The sequence below is a fragment of the Streptomyces phaeoluteigriseus genome (assembly GCF_001896135.2).
GTDB classification, from domain to species: Bacteria; Actinomycetota; Actinomycetes; order Streptomycetales; family Streptomycetaceae; genus Streptomyces; species Streptomyces phaeoluteigriseus.
On sequence record NZ_MPOH02000015.1, the window covers coordinates 1388663 to 1404951 of the forward strand.

General features: G+C 69.6%; 12 protein-coding genes and 1 pseudogene. 3 read left to right on the forward strand and 10 right to left on the reverse strand.

Features of this window, described 5'->3' with window-relative positions; genetic code table 11:
* Positions 1-44 precede the first annotated feature (44 nt).
* Positions 45-2255 (reverse strand): transglycosylase domain-containing protein, encoded by a 2211-nt coding sequence (locus tag BM536_RS24245; RefSeq protein ID WP_073496066.1) that lies wholly within the window; start codon positions 2253-2255, stop codon positions 45-47.
* A 288-nt stretch (positions 2256-2543) separates the two neighbouring features.
* Between BM536_RS24245 and BM536_RS24250 the strand changes: the two are divergent.
* A pseudogene (locus tag BM536_RS24250) lies at positions 2544-2757 on the forward strand (FmdB family zinc ribbon protein); the annotation flags it as partial.
* A 38-nt stretch (positions 2758-2795) separates the two neighbouring features.
* Here BM536_RS24250 and BM536_RS24255 read toward each other — a convergent pair.
* The 3 genes from BM536_RS24255 to BM536_RS24265 form a co-directional block, all read right to left on the reverse strand.
* Complete coding sequence (locus tag BM536_RS24255) at positions 2796-3605, reverse strand: HAD family hydrolase (protein WP_094103458.1); 810 nt, start codon at positions 3603-3605, stop codon at positions 2796-2798.
* The gene (locus tag BM536_RS24260) at positions 3605-6052 is read right to left on the reverse strand and encodes a phosphoribosyltransferase (protein ID WP_094103459.1); all 2448 of its coding nucleotides are present in this window, start codon (positions 6050-6052) and stop codon (positions 3605-3607) included. The genes BM536_RS24255 and BM536_RS24260 overlap by 1 nt, the downstream gene beginning before the upstream one ends.
* A gap of 177 nt (positions 6053-6229) precedes the next feature.
* Entirely contained in the window at positions 6230-7396 is a 1167-nt protein-coding gene (locus tag BM536_RS24265; RefSeq protein WP_073493231.1) for an HpcH/HpaI aldolase/citrate lyase family protein, read from the reverse strand.
* Between the two features lie 216 nt (positions 7397-7612).
* Here BM536_RS24265 and BM536_RS24270 point away from each other — a divergent pair, with 216 nt between their 5' ends.
* Positions 7613-8374 (forward strand): TerD family protein, encoded by a 762-nt coding sequence (locus BM536_RS24270; RefSeq protein ID WP_073493229.1) that lies wholly within the window; start codon positions 7613-7615, stop codon positions 8372-8374.
* An 85-nt stretch (positions 8375-8459) separates the two neighbouring features.
* Here the strand turns inward: BM536_RS24270 and BM536_RS24275 are convergent, their stop codons facing one another.
* The 6 genes from BM536_RS24275 to BM536_RS24300 all read right to left on the reverse strand — a co-directional run bounded on the left by BM536_RS24275 (position 8460) and on the right by BM536_RS24300 (position 13110).
* Complete coding sequence (locus BM536_RS24275; protein ID WP_073493227.1) at positions 8460-9197, reverse strand: TerD family protein; 738 nt, start codon at positions 9195-9197, stop codon at positions 8460-8462.
* A 130-nt stretch (positions 9198-9327) separates the two neighbouring features.
* Entirely contained in the window at positions 9328-10470 is a 1143-nt protein-coding gene (locus BM536_RS24280; RefSeq protein WP_073493225.1) for a DUF475 domain-containing protein, read from the reverse strand.
* Positions 10471-10550: 80 nt separating this feature from the next.
* A complete protein-coding gene (locus BM536_RS24285) occupies positions 10551-11126 on the reverse strand; it encodes a TerD family protein (protein ID WP_073493223.1) in 576 nt (191 codons plus the stop codon).
* Positions 11127-11246: 120 nt separating this feature from the next.
* Positions 11247-11822 carry a calcium homeostasis/redox stress adaptation protein gene (locus BM536_RS24290; RefSeq protein WP_073493221.1) on the reverse strand — a complete coding sequence of 192 codons (576 nt, stop codon included), beginning with the start codon at positions 11820-11822 and terminating at the stop codon, positions 11247-11249.
* Positions 11823-12011: 189 nt separating this feature from the next.
* On the reverse strand, positions 12012-12470 hold the full coding sequence (locus tag BM536_RS24295) for a peroxiredoxin (RefSeq protein ID WP_073493220.1): 459 nt from the start codon (positions 12468-12470) through the stop codon (positions 12012-12014).
* 202 nt (positions 12471-12672) lie between these two features.
* Complete coding sequence (locus BM536_RS24300; protein WP_167396176.1) at positions 12673-13110, reverse strand: DUF3052 domain-containing protein; 438 nt, start codon at positions 13108-13110, stop codon at positions 12673-12675.
* A 401-nt stretch (positions 13111-13511) separates the two neighbouring features.
* Between BM536_RS24300 and aceE the strand changes: the two genes are divergently transcribed.
* Positions 13512-16244, forward strand: coding sequence for a pyruvate dehydrogenase (acetyl-transferring), homodimeric type (aceE, locus tag BM536_RS24305; protein WP_073493216.1), 2733 nt, complete (start codon positions 13512-13514; stop codon positions 16242-16244).
* Positions 16245-16289: the final 45 nt, after the last annotated feature.

Genomic DNA, 16289 nt, shown 5'->3' on the forward strand with positions numbered 1-16289 from the left:
CGGCTCATTCTCGAGGGGTTCGGGGACTGCGGTGCGGCCTGGGGTCAGCCGAGCGGGCTCATGGCTCTGGACCAGATGCCGTAGGGGACGCTGTCTTCCGCTGTGCCGTCGACGCCCTTCAACGGCAGCGGTTCGAGACTCTTCGCCAGATCGATGCGGTAGACGACGACGGCCGTGGAGACCGCCTTGTGCGTGCCGACGTACCAGGCGGACTTGTCGTCCTGGGTGGTGCCGGCCTTCCCCGCCACCTGGACGCCGTCGGGAGCCGCGTCGGGGTGGGCCGTGCGGAAGGAGTCGGTGAGCGCGGAGGTGACCGCCTCGGCCGTGTCGGCGCCGACCGCGCGGGCCGGTTTGGGCAGGTTCAGCGGGACCTTGCTGCCGTTGTGGGTGATCCGCCGTACGGAGTACGGCTCGGTGTGCTTGCCGGCCGCGGCGAAGGTGGAGTAGCCGCTGGCCATGCGGATGGCGCTCGGTGTGGAGCTGCCCTGCGTCATCCCGGGGACCTGGGCCCCGAGGCTGGAGGAGAGCAGTCCGGCCGCCTCGGCGGTGTCGCGCACCTTGTCCAGGCCGGTGTCCATGCCGAGCTGCATGAACGGCGTGTTCACCGAGAGGGCCAACGCCCGGTGCAGGGAGATCGGCCCGTAGGACTTGTCGTCGTCGTTGCTGGCCGCGACCTTCTTGCCGCTGCGGTCCCAGTACGGCCCCTCCGGCGTGGTCACCGGCACGTCGTCGTCGCCGTCGTAGACGGACTCCCCGGTGACCGGTGTGGCCTCGCCGTCCCGCGTCTTGTGGACGCCGTGCTCCAGCCCGGCCGCGTACACGAACGGCAGGAAGGCGGAGCCGGCCGGGACGGTGGTGGCGTTGGACTCGTTGTAGCCCTGCGTACGGTGGTCGGGGCCGCCGTAGACGGCGAGGATCCGTCCGTCGGCGGCCACGGAGGCGGCGCCGTAGTGGGCGGTCGCGGCGTTCTTCGGGTCGTCCTTCAGGGCCTTGTCGCGGGCCTTGGTGACGGCGTCGGTGAGTTTCGTCTCACGGTCCTTCTCGAAGGTCGTGTAGATCTGGTAGCCGCCGAGGTCGAAGTCCTTGTCGCCGATCTTCGCGGACTTCTTGGCGTACTGGGAGGCGAGTTCGACGAGGTAGTCGCTCTGCTCACCGGTGTCGTACATCGGATTGCTCTTGAGCGGTTCGGGGAATTTCCTGTACGTGGCCCGCTCGGCCTCGGAGAGTTTGCCGATGATGACCATCCGGTCCAGGGTCCAGGTCCAGCGCTCGACGACACGGGCGCGGTTGGCGCTGCTCAGGGTCGGGTCGTAGAGTCCGGCGCCCTTGAGGAGGGCGGCGAGGAAGGCGGCCTCGCTGGCGTTCAGCTCGCTGACGTCCTTGCCGTAGTAGGCCTGGGCGGCGCGCTGGATGCCGTACGTGCCACGGCCGAACCAGCTGGTGTTGAGGTAGCCCTCCAGGATGTCGTCCTTGCTCATCTGGTTGTCGAGCTTGAGGGCGATCATCGCTTCCGTGAACTTGCGCCGGACCGTCTGGCTCTGGTTCAGGTACACGTTCTTGACGTACTGCTGGGTGATCGTGGAGCCGCCCTGGGTGTCGCCCTGGCCGAGGGTGCGGAACAGGGCCCGGCTGATGCCCTTGAAGGAGATGCCGGGGTCGCTGTAGAAGCTCTCGTTCTCGGCGGCGAGAACGGCCCAGCGGACGTCCTCGGGGATGTCCTTGAGCGGCATCGCCTGCCGCTGCACCCAGCCGGTGCGGGCCATGGGTGTCCCGTCGGCCCAGAAGTACACGTTGTCCTGCTGGGTGGCGTAGGTGTTGAGGTCGTCCGGGACGTCGGTGGCGGCGTAGGCGACGACCAGGAAGAGGCTGCTCAGGCCCAGGGTGGCGAGGACGCCCCCGAGCGACTGCCGCCAGGAGGGTGTCCAGCGGCGCCAGCCGGTCCGGCCGGGGCGGGGGTACTGCGGGCGCAGCCGGCGCGCGTACGGGGCGAGGAAGGCCGTGAGACGCGCGACGTACGGGGCGAGGACGGCGACGAGGGGTGCCAGTCGGGGGCCGAAGGCGGCGGCGAGCCGGGAACGCACGGACGGGCGGGGGGCTTTTCTGCCCTTCCGCCGTTCTTCGGATATGGAGGGTACAGATATGGATGATTGACCCGATATGTCGGGATCATCCTCACTGCCCGGTATGCCCTCCGGTGGCACCCGCAGCTGCATGGTCTCGTCCGCCTTGAAAGAGGCGGGAACCTTCAACTGCATGGTGGCGTCGGCCGGCTCCTGGGGCTCCTCCCCCTGCCCCGCCTGGGTCACTATGTCTCCCTCCGCACTCGGTATTGCTCGCGTAGGCAGACGTACAGACGTACGAGGGTCTGACATGGTTGCCGTCGGAACGGCAGCAAACCCTGAATCCCCCAACCTCGCGGTCATCGCGGCGCCCTCAAATTACCAGCGCTCTTCGCAAGTTCTCCACATGAGGAAATCGACAGATGTGAACACCATCGAAACAGGGGGACCGACGTCCGCGCCGAGAGGGATTAACCTTTCGGCATGCCTCGCTACGAGTACCGCTGCCGGACCTGCGGCGACACCTTCGAACTCAGCCGTCCCATGGCGGAGTCCGCCGCGCCCGCCGACTGCCCCGCCGGCCACGACGACACGGTCAAACTCCTGTCCACCGTAGCCGTCGGCGGCACGGTCTCCGCCCCCGCACCCGGGGCGGGCGGCGGGGGCGGCGGGGGCGGGCTGTTGCGGCGGGGGCTGCTGGCGGCTGACGCCGGGCCTCGTCCGCCCGGTCCGGCCCTATCTCTCGCGGACGCCCTTCAGGAACTCCCGCAGGATCCGCTCCCCCGCCAGCACGCCGCGCTCGGGCAGCGCCGTGACCTGCGGTGCGGTCCAGGCCTCTTCGTGCAGCTCGCCGTGGCCGGGGCGCCAGCCCCGGTCCGACGCCAGCAGCAGATCGGCGTCGAGCAGGGAGTCACCGGCCGCCAGCGTCAGCTCGGCGCCGGTGCGCCGGGCCACCTCGCGCACGGCCGCGCCCTTGGTCAGCGGCTTCGGCACGGCGTAGATCTTGCGGCCCTGGAGCGACACGGTCCAGCCGCGGTTCTCCGCCCAGACCGCCAGCTCCTTCACCCACTCCTCGGGCAGCAGCTCGCGCTCCACCACCAGGTAGGCGAACAACTCCTCGGCGATGCGCTCCTTGCGCAGCCACAGCGGATCGGCGAAGGCCGCCAGGTGCGCCTGCACCTCCGCCAGCGGCGCGCACTCGTCGGCCAGCCGCGCGGTCACCACGGCCTGCCAGTCCGGGTCGGACACCCCGTCGACCAGCAGATGCCCGCCGTTGGCACAGATCGCGTACTTCGGCGGCGGGCCCGGCAGGCTGATGCGCTGGTACTGCTTGCGGGTCCGGGTCGTCGTCGGCACGAACACCGCCGCGTCCCCGAGGTCGGTCAGCAGCTGCGCCGCCGTCTCCGTCATGTACGACAGGGGCCGGCTCTCGTGCACCTCCACGCAGAGCAGCCGGGGCGCCCGGGCGTCCGGCATCGTCAGCGCGAGGGCCGCCGCGGAGTAGATGAGCGTACGGTCGAGGTCACTCGCCACCAGCACCGGCATCAGACCGCCACCGCCTTGCCGTCGGAGCCGGTCGCGCCGCGCGTGTACTGCGGGTGGATCAGCCCCACGCAGGTGTACGGCAGATCACCGACCTCCTCCACCGGCACCCCGCGCTGCCCGGCGAGCAGCCGGACGTGGTCCAGGTCGGCGCCCGCCCCGGCCCGCGCCAGGATCTTCCACGGCACCCGGCGCAGCAGCACCCGGGTGGTCTCGCCGACGCCCGGCTTCACCAGGTTCACGTCGTGGATGCCGTACTCCTCGCTGATGCGCTCGACCGCGGCCCAGCCCTCCCAGGTCGGCTCCCGGTCCGCGGCCAACAGCTCCTTCACCGTGGCGTCCACGGCGTCCGCGACCTCGGGGAAGCGGGCCGAGACCGCGTCCAGGAAGGCGACCGACAGGTCCGCTCCGGCCAGCTCGCGGTAGAACTTCGCGCCGTGGAAGTCGTCCGGGCCGACCAGGTCGGCGCGCAGCACGGTCCGCGAAATCAGACCGGACACCGTCGAGTTGAGGCAGGCGGAGGGGATCAGGAAGTCCTCGCGCGTGCCGTACGTCCGCACGCAGGACCCCGGGTCGGCCAGCACCGCGATCTCCGGGTCGAAGCCGGTCGCGCCGCCCGCCGCCTCGAACTCCTCGACCGCGGCCGCCAGTTCCCGGGTGATGGCACCCTTGCCGGTCCAGCCGTCGACGAAGACGACGTCCGCCGGGTCGTGGTGCTCGGCCAGCCAGCGCAGCGCGTTGGCGTCGATGCCCCGGCCGCGGACGATCGACACCGCGTAGTGCGGCAGCTCCAGGCCGTGCCGGTGCTGGGCCCAGCGGCGCATCAGCACACCGACCGGGGTGCCGGCGCGGGCCAGCGAGACGAGCACCGGCCGCGGGGACCGCTCGGCGATCACCAGTTCCGTCACGGCGCCGACCGCCTGCGCCAGCCGGGCGGCGGACGTCTCCAGGGCCGCGTGGAACAGCTCCTGGTAGTGCTCGCTGGGCTGGTACTCCACCGGCAGCGACTCCGCGTAATGTGCGCCGCCGCTCTGGATGGCCTCCTCGCGCTCCTCGGTCGGCGCCTCCAGCGTCACGTCCGAGAGGTCCTGGAGCAGCCAGCCGACCTCCTCCGGCGCGTACGAGGAGAAGTCGGGACCACGGAGGGGGTCGGGCAGCATGGCGGACCTTTCGGGTACGTACAGCGGCTCGGGGACGTACGAGGGCACGACCGCGAGGACGACGTGCGGGGTGTGCGCGGCGAGCCGGTCCAGGAGGCCGCCGGGGGCGTGCAGCGCGGGGGTGTCGGCGGCGGAGTCGACGACGGCCACGACGGCGTCGAAGCCGGCGCCCGCGACGTTGTAGGCGTAGCGCTCGCCGGGGCCGTCGGCCGGATCGTCGTGGGCGGGGAAGACGATCCGGCTGCGTATCGCGTAGCCCGGGTCGTCGACCGCGAGGACGGGTGACCGGGTGGTGGTGGAGAAGCGCACCTCGGCGGCGGTGACCTGCTCCAGCTCACCGGCGAGCCGCAGGGGGGCGTACATCAGCTCCTCGAAGCCGAGGACGTGCACACGGCGTGCGCCCTCGGGCAGGGCCTCGGCGAGCCGCGCCGCCATCGCGGGCAGGGCACCCTCCAGCCGGACCCGGTGCTGCGGGGTGAAGCCGTGCCGGCCGCCGTCGGGGAGGCCGCGGGGCCAGCGGAGGTCGACCCGTGTGACGCGGCCGGTGGCGGGCTCCCCGGAGTCCGCCATGACCGGCTCGTGCCGTGCGACCAGCTCCTGGCCCTTCTCCAGCACCCCCTCCGGGAGCCGGACCGTGCCCGAGGCCGCCGTCACGAGGTCGACGCGGGCGTCGATCTCGCGGGCGAAGGCCTCCAGGCGGCCCGCGTCGGCCGGGGAGCGCATGTCGACCAGGGCGACGACGACGTACCGGCGGCGCGGGTAGCGCTCGTGCAGGTCGCGGATGGTGTTCAGGACGGTGTTGCCGGTGGAGAACTCGTCGTCGACGAGCACCAGCGGACCGTCCCCGACGAGCAGCGCCGGGTCCTCCGGCAGCAGCAGGTGGGAGGTGGCGTGCGAGTGGGACTCCTCGAAGCCGCCCGCCGGGACGACGCCGGGGACGGGGCGCCGGGTGGAGTGCAGATAGGGCGCCCGGCCGACGCCGTCGGCGACGGAGTGGCCGAGGCCGGTGGCCGTCTCCGCGTACCCGAGGACGACGGCCTCGGCGGCCTCGGCGCCGAGCAGCTCGCCCACCCGGCGGCCCAGGGCGAGGCCGTGGCCGTACACCACGGACGGCGACTGGGGCACGTGCTTGCCCAGCACGTTCGAGACGAGCAGGTGGGCCCGCCTGGGGTTGCGGCGCAGGGCCAGCCCGAGCAGGCCGGTCAGCTTGTCGTCGCCCACGAGCCGGACCCCGAGCCGCTCGGCGACCCAGCTCCCGGACCAGACCCCGTCGTTCACTGCCTTGTTCATGCGTCCCTATGTCGTGAGGAGGGTGGTTCCGTGGTGCGGTTCGTTCCGGTGGTGCGGTTCGTTCCGGTGGTGCGGTTCGTTCCGGTGGTGCGGTTCGTTCCGGTGGTGCTGTGATGCCGGTGGCGGTGGTGATGCCGGTGGCGGTGGTGATGCCGGTGGCGGTGGTGGTGCGGAGGTTCAGCCGGGGATGCCCGCGGCGAGCAGGTCGACGAAGCTGACGTCCTCGCGCGCGACCCCGAAGACCTCGGCCCGCAGCATCGTCCGCTCGGCCCAGGCCCGGTGCGGCTTCACCTCGTTCATCTTGTTCGTGTACGCCGATCTCAGCACGCCCCCGCCGCCGCGCTCCGGCCGCAGGATGTCCGTCGCGTCGCCGTACTCCTCGTGGCTGACCACGGACAGCGCGTGCACGGCCGGTACGTGCGAGGGGTGGATGCAGGTCTTGCCCAGCAGGCCGTTGGCGTGATCGAGGGAGATCTCGCGCAGCAGTCCGTCCATCGCGTGTTCGATCAGTTTCTCACGCAGCTCGACGGCCTGTCCCTCCAGGAAGGGGCTGTGCCGCAGCATCGGCTTGAACATGCGCTCGGGGACCCGGAAGTACTCCCAGACCGGCCCGGTCACCGTGAACCCGGTGCCGTCGGCCCGCCCCAGCATGTTCACCACGTCGGCGATCACCGAGGCGACGATCTGGACGTCGTAGGCGGTCATGTCGGGCGCCCTGCGCAGGCCGTACGACGAGCAGAAGTCGGTGACGCCGAGGCGCAGCGCGAGGACGCGGCTGCGGTACTTCTCGACGGCGCGGGCGATGCCCTCCAGGGCGTCCACCCGCGACTCGCGGTACATCAGCTCGGGCGTCTCCAGGACGGGCATGCCGAACAGCCGCCGGCCGCTCGTCAGCTCGGCGCCGGCCAGGGCCTCCAGGAAGGGGATGCCGCGTTCCTCGGTGAACTTCGGGAACACGAACCCGCTGAGCAGCCGCACGGCCGGGCCGAGGCGCCGGACCAGGTCCGGGATCTGCTCCGGGGTGCGGATGCGGATGAACAGCAGCGGCAGCTCCACGCCGGGGCGGACGGCCAGGTCCGTGAACTGGCGGACGAGGTTCTCCTCGCCCTCCGCCACGTCCTCGTCACCGATGGAGTCCTCCAGGCACAGCACCATGGACACCACGCCACGCCCGGCCTGCTTCAGGATGTCCTCGGCCAGCCGGGGCCGGGTGGCCGGGCTGTAGAGCGTGGCCCCGAGAGCGGCGGACAGCACCCGGGCGGGCGAGTCCGCGTCGAACGCGCACGGCTCCCGGTGGAACAGGCGCTGGCGCACCTCAGGGGCTAGGTGCCCGAAATGACGCATATATCTCCCCTGGGGTGCAGGTCGGGCGGGTGGATTTCGGCAAGAGGTGGCCGGTAATAGTACGTAGAGACCCATGTCCTGGGTTCCCACCGGTCATGAATTTCAGGTAACGCAGAACGGCACAACCCGGTACGACCCGGCATCGTCCGCTACGGGAGTGCCTGTTGCCGTGTACCCGCATTGTCGTGAGCAGAACCGAGAGGGCAGGATGAGCGCATGACGCACGCGATGCTGAAGGGGTCGAACGTCCCGCTGAAGGCCACCACTGTGCGGGCCGTGCTGCGCTGGACACCCGGGCAGGGGGTCCCGGACATCGACGCCTCCGCGCTGCTCCTCGGCCCCGAGGGTCGTGTGCGATCCGACGAGGACTTCGTCTTCTACAACCAGCCCCGGCACCCCTCCGGGAAGGTCTGGCGGCTCGGCAAGAAGCCCGGCGCCGAGGGCCTCACCGACACGATCCAGACAGACCTGGCCGGTGTCGAGTCCGACGTCAGCCAGATTCTCCTGGTCGCTTCGGCGGACGGCGCCGCCTTCGACCGCGTACGTTCCCTCAGCATCCTGCTGTACGACGCCGCGGCCGCCGCGGGTGAGCCGCTGGCCACCTTCGACATCCGTCCGGAGACCGGCGAGGAGACCGCGCTGATCTGCGGGGAGCTGTACCGCCGCGGGGAGGGCTGGAAGTTCCGCGCGCTCGGTGAGGGCTACTCCAACGGCCTCAAGGGCCTCGCCACGGACTTCGGCATCTCCGTCGACGAGTCGGAGGAGGCCGCCGCCGACGCCGGCTCCACCCCCAGCCTCTCCCAGCCGCTGCCACCGGAGCAGCCCACGGCCGGCGTCCCCCAGCAGCCCGCGGCCTACGGCTTCCCGCCGTCCCTGCCGACCTACGGCTACGGCTATCCGGACGCGGCCCCGGCCGGGTCGGCCCCCGCCGCGGAGTTCCGTATGCCGCCGCAGGGGCCGCAGTTCATCGGCCGGTAAGAGCGGCGCGGGCGGTGAGGCCGGTGAGAGCGGTGAGGCCGGTACGGCTTGTCCGGCTCGTGAGGACGGCAGGGGCGGCCGGGAGCTAGCGTTCGGCCTTCGTCTTGTAGCCGCGCCCCCACTGCAGGCCCCACCCGTACAACCGGTCCAGCTCGCCCTGGAAGCCGTAGACGAACCGCACCTCGCGCCGGACCAGCATCTCCCCCTTCACGTTCTCGATCATCACCACCGCGCATGAGCGGGCCTGGGGGTGCCGCTCGTCGAGGCCTATCTCGATGCGCGGCCCGTTGCTCGGGTAGAGCGTGACGATCGCGTGCGTACGGTCGAAGGCCGGCGTCTGGTCGTAGATGTAGACGAAGACCAGCAGTCGCTTGATGGATTCCCGGTGGTCGAGATTGACGTAGATCGTCTCACCGGACGCCGACCCGAACCGGTCGTCACCGCTCAGCTTCACGAACGGCGGCGCGTTGATCTCGCCCAGCAGGCCGCCCAGCGGCTGGACGACGCCCTTCGTCCCGTCCGCCAGTTCGTACAGGCAGCCCAGGTCGAGGTCGACGTTGACCATGCTCTGGCTGTGTCCGACGACCTCCGGCGGGCGCAGCGCCTTCAAGGGGTGGCGCAGCAGGCTCTCCCGCGGGTTGCCGCCGAAGTCGGAGGTGCGCATCCGCCACGCCAGGTTGATGCGCAGGTGCCCGGTGGCGGCGTCCTGCTTGGTGAGCGAGACCTGGCTGTGCCGTTTGGTCAGTTCTATCGCGTTGCTCGCCGCACTGCCCGAGTCGAAGTCGGCGGCCCGACCGGGCCGGAGTCCGTCGAAGAAGCCCATTACCGCCCCCAAGTTCCACGCCCGAAAAACGCCTGTCCGCACAGTCCCCCGGAAACGACCGGGCGGGACGGCCCCGAGGACTCGTCCTCGACGGCCGCCCCGCTCAGAGCGTTCCTCACCGGGAAGCTGATCACACCCCGGACTGCACCTCGGTCTTGTCGTCCGAGCCCGCTTCTCCCTCTGCCGCTGCCAGCGCGCGGTTGCGGCGCACGGAGGACCAGAAGGACCAGCCGATCAGGACCACACCGACCATGCCGGTGATGATCTCGCTGATCTCGTACTGGATGGTGACGAGCAGGATCACCGCGAGGGCGCCGATCGCGTAGTGCGCGCCGTGCTCCAGGTAGACGTAGTCGTCGAGGGTGCCCTGGCGGACCAGGTAGACCGTGAGCGACCGGACGTACATGGCGCCGATACCGAGGCCGAGAGCCATCAGCACGATGTCGTTGGTGATGGCGAAGGCGCCGATCACACCGTCGAAGGAGAACGACGCGTCCAGGACCTCGAGGTAGAGGAACATGAAGAAGGCGGCCTGGCCGGCCAGGACGATCGGGGGCTTCTTCCGGCCGGTCCGCGCGGCCTCTTCCTCCGCCTCGTGCTCGCGCTCCTCCTCTTCCTCGAGCTTGCCCTCGAAGTAGCCGGAGAGGCCACCGACCACCATGTACGTGATCAGGCCGCCGATGCCGGAGAGCAGGACGGTCTCGGCCTTGTCCGCGGGCCCGGCGTGCAGGTGGGCGTGGGTGGCGAAGGTCATCGAGGTGACCAGCAGGACGATCAGGGCGATGCAGACCGACAGCATGTCGACCTTGCCCAGCTTGGCCAGCGGGCGCTCCAGCCAGCCGAGCCACTTGATGTCCCGGTCCTCGAAGATGAAGTCAAGGAAGATCATCAACAGGAACATGCCGCCGAAGGCCGCGATCGCGGGGTGCGCGTCGGTGACCAGTTCCTGGTAGCGGTCCTTGTCGGTCAGGGCGAGGTCGACGGCCTCGATCGGCCCGAGCTGGGCGCTGATCGCGACGATCACGACCGGGAAGACCAGACGCATGCCGAAGACGGCGATCAGGATGCCGATGGTGAGGAAGATCTTCTGCCAGAAGGCATTCATCTTCTTCAGGATTCCGGCGTTGACTACTGCGTTGTCGAAGGAGAGCGAGATCTCGAGGATGGACAGGATCGCCACGACACCGAAAGCGGTCCACCCCCCGTAGAACACCGCAGCGACGAGGCCGAGCGCGGTGACCGCGAACGACCACCCGAAGGTTTTCAGAACCACTGGCTACCCAATCCTGTCTCTGGGTCCCCGTCCCCCCAAGCGAAACCTGGGGGAGGGTTTCCCCCGCGCCGTACGCGGCTTTACGAAACGTTGACTCCGAAGTCTAGAGCGATCCCCCGCAGTCCCGACGCGTACCCCTGGCCCACCGCACGGAACTTCCACTCGCCCTGGTAGCGGTAGAGCTCGCCGAAGATCATCGCCGTCTCGGTCGAAGCGTCCTCGCTGAGGTCGTACCGAGCGAGTTCCTGGCCGTCGGCCTGGTTCACGACGCGGATGAACGCGTTGCTGACCTGGCCGAACGTCTGGCCGCGCTCGTCGGCCAGGTGGATGGAGACGGGGAAGACGATCTTGTCGCACTGGGCGGGCACCGTGGCGAGGTCGACGATGAGCGACTCGTCGTCTCCGTCGCCCTCACCGGTGAGGTTGTCGCCGGTGTGCTCCACCGAGCCGTCGGGGCTCTTGAGCTGGTTGTAGAACACGAACCACTCGTCACCCATGACCCGTCCGCCGACGCACAGCAGCGCGCTGGCATCCAGGTCGAAGGGGGCTCCGGTGGTGGAGCGCGCGTCCCAGCCGAGGCCGATCATCACCTGGGTGAGATTCGGCGCGACCTTGGACAGGGAGACGTTGCCTCCCTTGGCGAGCGTGACGCCCATGCTGGTCCTCCCCTAGGTCGTGCTTCTTCGGTTGTCCTGCACGTCCGGCGCGCCCGTAAACGGTGCGGCGCCGGACGAAAGCCGTCACGTCATGGACGACGGCGTCTCTCAGGGGTCGGCTCAGACGTTGACGCCGAAGTCCTGCGCGATGCCACGCAGGCCCGAGGCGTACCCCTGGCCGATGGCGCGGAACTTCCACTCCGCGCCGTGCCGGTACAGCTCGCCGAAGACCATGGCGGTCTCCGTCGAGGCGTCCTCACTGAGGTCGTACCGGGCGATCTCCGCCTCGCCGGCCTGGTTCACGACGCGGATGAACGCGTTGCGCACCTGGCCGAAGGACTGCTGGCGGTTCTCGGCGTCGTAGATCGAGACCGGGAAGACGATCTTCTCGACCTCCGCGGGTACGGCGGCGAGGTTGACCTTGATCTGCTCGTCGTCGCCCTCGCCCTCACCGGTGATGTTGTCGCCGGTGTGCTCGACGGAGCCGTCGGCGCTCTTGAGGTTGTTGAAGAAGACGAAGTTGGCGTCGCTGGCGACCTTGCCCGAGCTGTTCAGCAGCAGCGCGCTGGCGTCCAGGTCGAAGTCGGTACCGGTCGTGGTGCGGACGTCCCACCCCAGACCGACGATGACCGCGGTCAGGCCCGGGGCCTCCTTGGTCAGCGAAACGTTGCCGCCCTTGCTGAGGCTGACTCCCACGAGTCCTCCATTGGTGTCCAGGGGCGGGGAGCCCCGTAGTGCGTCGGATATCGGATCAACGATTCGATCCTAGTGAGGGGTTCCCGCACCCCGCAGGCCCTGGAGCCGAAGAATCACGGGGTGTCGGCCACGAGCCGGCACCCGATGCGGGGCTGCGGGGCCTGCCGGGAACGCCGGTGACGGCCGGGCTCAGAGCGCGTCGAGTGCCGAGACGTACGCACCGAGGTCGCGGGCGTCCGGCAGCGCGTTGACGACGGTCCAGCGCACGACGCCCTCCTTGTCGATGACGAAGGTGCCGCGCACCGCGCAGCCCTTGTCCTCGGCGAAGACCTCGTAGGCGCGGGAGACCTCGCCGTGCGGCCAGAAGTCGCTCAGCAGCGGGTAGTCCAGGCCTTCCTGCTCGGCGAAGACGCGCAGGGTGTGGATGGAGTCGTTGGAGACGGCGAGCACCTGGGTGTCGCGGTCGGAGAACTTCGGCAGGTTGTCGCGCACCTCGCACAGTTCGCCGGTGCACACACCGGTGAAGGCGAAGGGGTAGAACAGCAGGACGACGTTCTTGCTGCCGCGGAAGTCGGACAGCTTCACGGACCGGCCGTGGTTGTCCTTGAGCTCGAAGTCGGGGGCCTTGTCGCCGACCTGGATCGCCATCGTCGTAGAACCCTTTCTGGGGCTTCGCCGGAACCGGTTGCGGCATTCGGGTGAGAACACCCCCGCAACGCCGGGAACCACCCTACGCAGCGGCCACGACGCACCTGTGGACGGGCCGATGCGGGATCGGCCCGTCCACAGGTGATGAGAGGGGTTTGTTGCGGTTTTCCGCTACCTCGACGAGGTCACTTCCTGGACGCGGTCACTTCTTGGACTTGGCGGCCTTGGGCGTCACCAGCCGGCTGCCACTCCAGTCCTTGCCCACGCTGACGCTCTTGCTGGCCGACAGACCCGCCGTCGTCGCGGCTTCGGAGATGTCACTCGGTTCCACGTACCCCGTCCGGCCGGTCTTCGGCGTCAGGAGGAGGATCGAGCCGCCTTCTTCGATGTACGTGGTGGCGTCCACCAGCGCATCCGTCAGGTCGCCGTCCTCGTCGCGGAACCAGAGCACCACGGCGTCTGCAACGTCGTCGTAGTCCTCATCCACCAGGTCGCTGCCGATGACTTCCTCGATGGACTCGCGGAGCTCCTGATCGACGTCGTCGTCGTAGCCGATCTCCTGGACCACCTGCTCGGGCTGGAACCCCAGCCTGACGGCAGGGCTCGTCCGCTCCTCCGCGTGGTCCGCGGTCGCGCTCACGGGTTGCCTCCTGATCATGTTTCGGGAATAACTCAGCCACGCGCGTGCGCGAAGCATTGGCCGTAGTCCACACGGACGGGACGGATCGCGCAAGTACCCGGCGGTTCGGACCGCCGAAACGGTGACGATCCTGGCGGTGTCGGCGCAACTCCTGGCACGCGAGGCAAAAAGAAGGTGACGTGCACCACACCTATCTGCCCCGTTTGCGTATTTGAGAACCACCCAAGGGTACGAGACTCGAACGAGTGCCGGTTACCTCGGGGTAGAGATGACGTTTGCGGCCCCTAGGTACACGATGGGGGCGATGCAGGTACGGGAGAACGTACGGCACGTCCAGCCCCGCAGACAGCCCGACGCACACCCCCACAGCCCCACAGCCCCTCTGACAGGTAAGGAACAGCGTGGCTTCCGGATCCGATCGCAACCCGATCATCATTGGCGGCCTTCCGAGTCAGGTTCCTGACTTCGATCCCGAGGAGACCCAGGAGTGGCTCGACTCCCTCGACGCCGCCGTCGACGAGCGCGGCCGGGAGCGGGCCCGCTACCTCATGCTGCGCCTGATCGAGCGGGCCCGCGAGAAGCGCGTGGCCGTGCCCGAGATGCGCAGCACGGACTACGTCAACACCATTCCCACCCGGGCCGAGCCGTTCTTCCCGGGCAACGAGGAGATCGAGCGGAAGATCCTCAACGCGACCCGCTGGAACGCCGCGGTGATGGTCTCGCGCGCGCAGCGGCCGGGGATCGGCGTCGGCGGCCACATCGCCACCTTCGCCTCCTCGGCGTCGCTGTACGACGTGGGCTTCAACCACTTCTTCCGCGGCAAGGACGAGGGCGACGGCGGTGACCAGGTCTTCTTCCAGGGCCACGCCTCCCCCGGCATCTACGCGCGCGCGTTCATGCTCGACCGGCTGAGCGAGCAGAACCTCGACGCGTTCCGCCAGGAGAGGTCGAAGGCGCCGCACGGCCTGTCCTCGTACCCGCACCCGCGGCTGATGCCGGACTTCTGGGAGTTCCCGACCGTGTCCATGGGCCTCGGGCCCATCGGCGCGATCTACCAGGCGCGGATGAACCGCTACATGCACGCGCGCGGGATCGCCGACACGTCGAAGTCGCACGTGTGGGCCTTCCTCGGCGACGGCGAGATGGACGAGCCGGAGTCGCTCGGCCAGCTGACCATCGCCGCGCGCGAGGGCCTGGACAACCTGACCTTCGTCGTCAACTGCAACCTCCAGCGTCTGGACGGGCCGGTACGTGGCAACGGCAAGGTCATCCAGGAACTGGAGTCGGTCTTCCGGGGCGCCGGCTGGAACGTGATCAAGCTGATCTGGGACCGCACCTGGGACCCGCTGCTCGCGCAGGACCGCGACGGCACCCTCGTCAACAGGATGAACACCACCCCGGACGGCCAGTTCCAGACCTACGCCACCGAGTCCGGCGCGTACATCCGCGACCACTTCTTCGGTGACGACCAGCGGCTGCGCGCCATGGTCGAGGGCATGACCGACGACCAGATCCTGCACCTGGGCCGCGGCGGTCACGACCACCGGAAGATCTACGCGGCGTTCAAGGCGGCCGTGGAGCACACCGGTCAGCCGACGGTCATCCTGGCGAAGACGGTCAAGGGCTGGACCCTGGGCCCCAACTTCGAGGGCCGCAACGCCACGCACCAGATGAAGAAGCTGACGGTCGACGACCTCAAGGGCTTCCGCGACCGGCTCCACCTCCCCATCTCCGACAAGGAGCTGGAGGGCGGCGCGCCGCCGTACTACCACCCGGGGCGCGACTCCGAGGAGATCCAGTACATGCACGACCGGCGCAAGGGGCTCGGCGGGTACGTCCCGACCCGCGTCGTGCGCGCCCAGCCGCTGGCGCTGCCCGACGAGAAGACGTACGCGAGTGTGAAGAAGGGCTCCGGCCAGCAGTCCATCGCCACGACCATGGCCTTCGTGCGGCTCCTCAAGGACCTCATGCGGGACAAGGAGATCGGCAGGCGGTTCGTGCTGATCGCGCCGGACGAGTACCGCACGTTCGGCATGGACTCGTTCTTCCCGAGCGCGAAGATCTACAACCCGCTGGGCCAGCAGTACGAGTCGGTCGACCGTGAGCTGCTGCTCGCGTACAAGGAGTCCCCGACCGGGCAGATGCTGCACGACGGCATCTCCGAGGCGGGCTGCACGGCCTCGCTGATCGCGGCCGGTTCGGCGTACGCCACGCACGGCGAGCCGCTCATCCCGGTGTACGTCTTCTACTCGATGTTCGGTTTCCAGCGCACCGGCGACCAGTTCTGGCAGATGGCGGACCAGCTGGCGCGCGGTTTCGTGCTGGGTGCGACCGCCGGCCGTACGACGCTGACCGGCGAGGGCCTCCAGCACGCCGACGGACACTCCCAGCTGCTCGCCTCGACGAACCCGGGCTGTGTGGCGTACGACCCGGCGTTCGGCTTCGAGATCGCGCACATCGTCAAGGACGGTCTGCGCCGGATGTACGGCCCCGACAGCGAGGACGTCTTCTACTACCTCACCGTCTACAACGAGCCGATCCAGCACCCGGCCGAGCCGGAGGACGTGGACGTGGAGGGCATCCTCAAGGGCGTCCACCGCTTCAGCGAGGGCACCTCGGGGTCGATCCCGGCGCAGATCCTCGCCTCGGGCGTGGCCGTCCCCTGGGCCGTGGAGGCCCAGCGGATCCTCGCCGAGGAGTGGAACGTACGGGCCGACGTCTGGTCGGCGACCTCCTGGAACGAGCTGCGGCGCGAGGCCGTCGACGTCGAGCGGCACAACCTGCTGCACCCGGAGGAGGAGCAGCGCGTGCCGTACGTGACGCGCAAGCTCGGCGGGGCCCAGGGACCGTTCGTGGCCGTCTCCGACTGGATGCGGTCGGTGCCGGACCAGATCGCGCGCTGGGTGCCGGGGCCGTACCAGTCGCTGGGCGCGGACGGCTTCGGCTTCGCGGACACCCGTGGGGCCGCGCGCCGCTTCTTCCACATCGACGCCCAGTCGGTGGTCCTGGCGGTGCTGACCGAGCTGGCCAAGCAGGGCAAGGTCGACCGGTCGGCGCTGAAGCAGGCCATCGACCGCTACCAGTTGCTGGACGTGGCCTCGGCCGACCCGGGGGCGGCGGGCGGCGACGCGTAGCGGCTCCCCCGACGGAGTGACCGAGGGGCGGCGGAGCCCGATGAC

Excerpts from the sequence above, each read along its gene's own strand:
- BM536_RS24245 (WP_073496066.1), bottom strand. The coding sequence starts at position 2,255 with ATGCAGTTGAAGGTTCCCGCCTCTTTCAAGGCGGACGAGACCATGCAG.
- BM536_RS24255 (WP_094103458.1), bottom strand. The coding sequence starts at position 3,605 with ATGCCGGTGCTGGTGGCGAGTGACCTCGACCGTACGCTCATCTACTCC.
- BM536_RS24260 (WP_094103459.1), bottom strand. The coding sequence starts at position 6,052 with ATGAACAAGGCAGTGAACGACGGGGTCTGGTCCGGGAGCTGGGTCGCC.
- BM536_RS24265 (WP_073493231.1), bottom strand. The coding sequence starts at position 7,396 with ATGCGTCATTTCGGGCACCTAGCCCCTGAGGTGCGCCAGCGCCTGTTC.
- BM536_RS24270 (WP_073493229.1), top strand. The coding sequence starts at position 7,613 with ATGACGCACGCGATGCTGAAGGGGTCGAACGTCCCGCTGAAGGCCACC.
- BM536_RS24275 (WP_073493227.1), bottom strand. The coding sequence starts at position 9,197 with ATGGGCTTCTTCGACGGACTCCGGCCCGGTCGGGCCGCCGACTTCGAC.
- BM536_RS24285 (WP_073493223.1), bottom strand. The coding sequence starts at position 11,126 with ATGGGCGTCACGCTCGCCAAGGGAGGCAACGTCTCCCTGTCCAAGGTC.
- BM536_RS24295 (WP_073493220.1), bottom strand. The coding sequence starts at position 12,470 with ATGGCGATCCAGGTCGGCGACAAGGCCCCCGACTTCGAGCTCAAGGAC.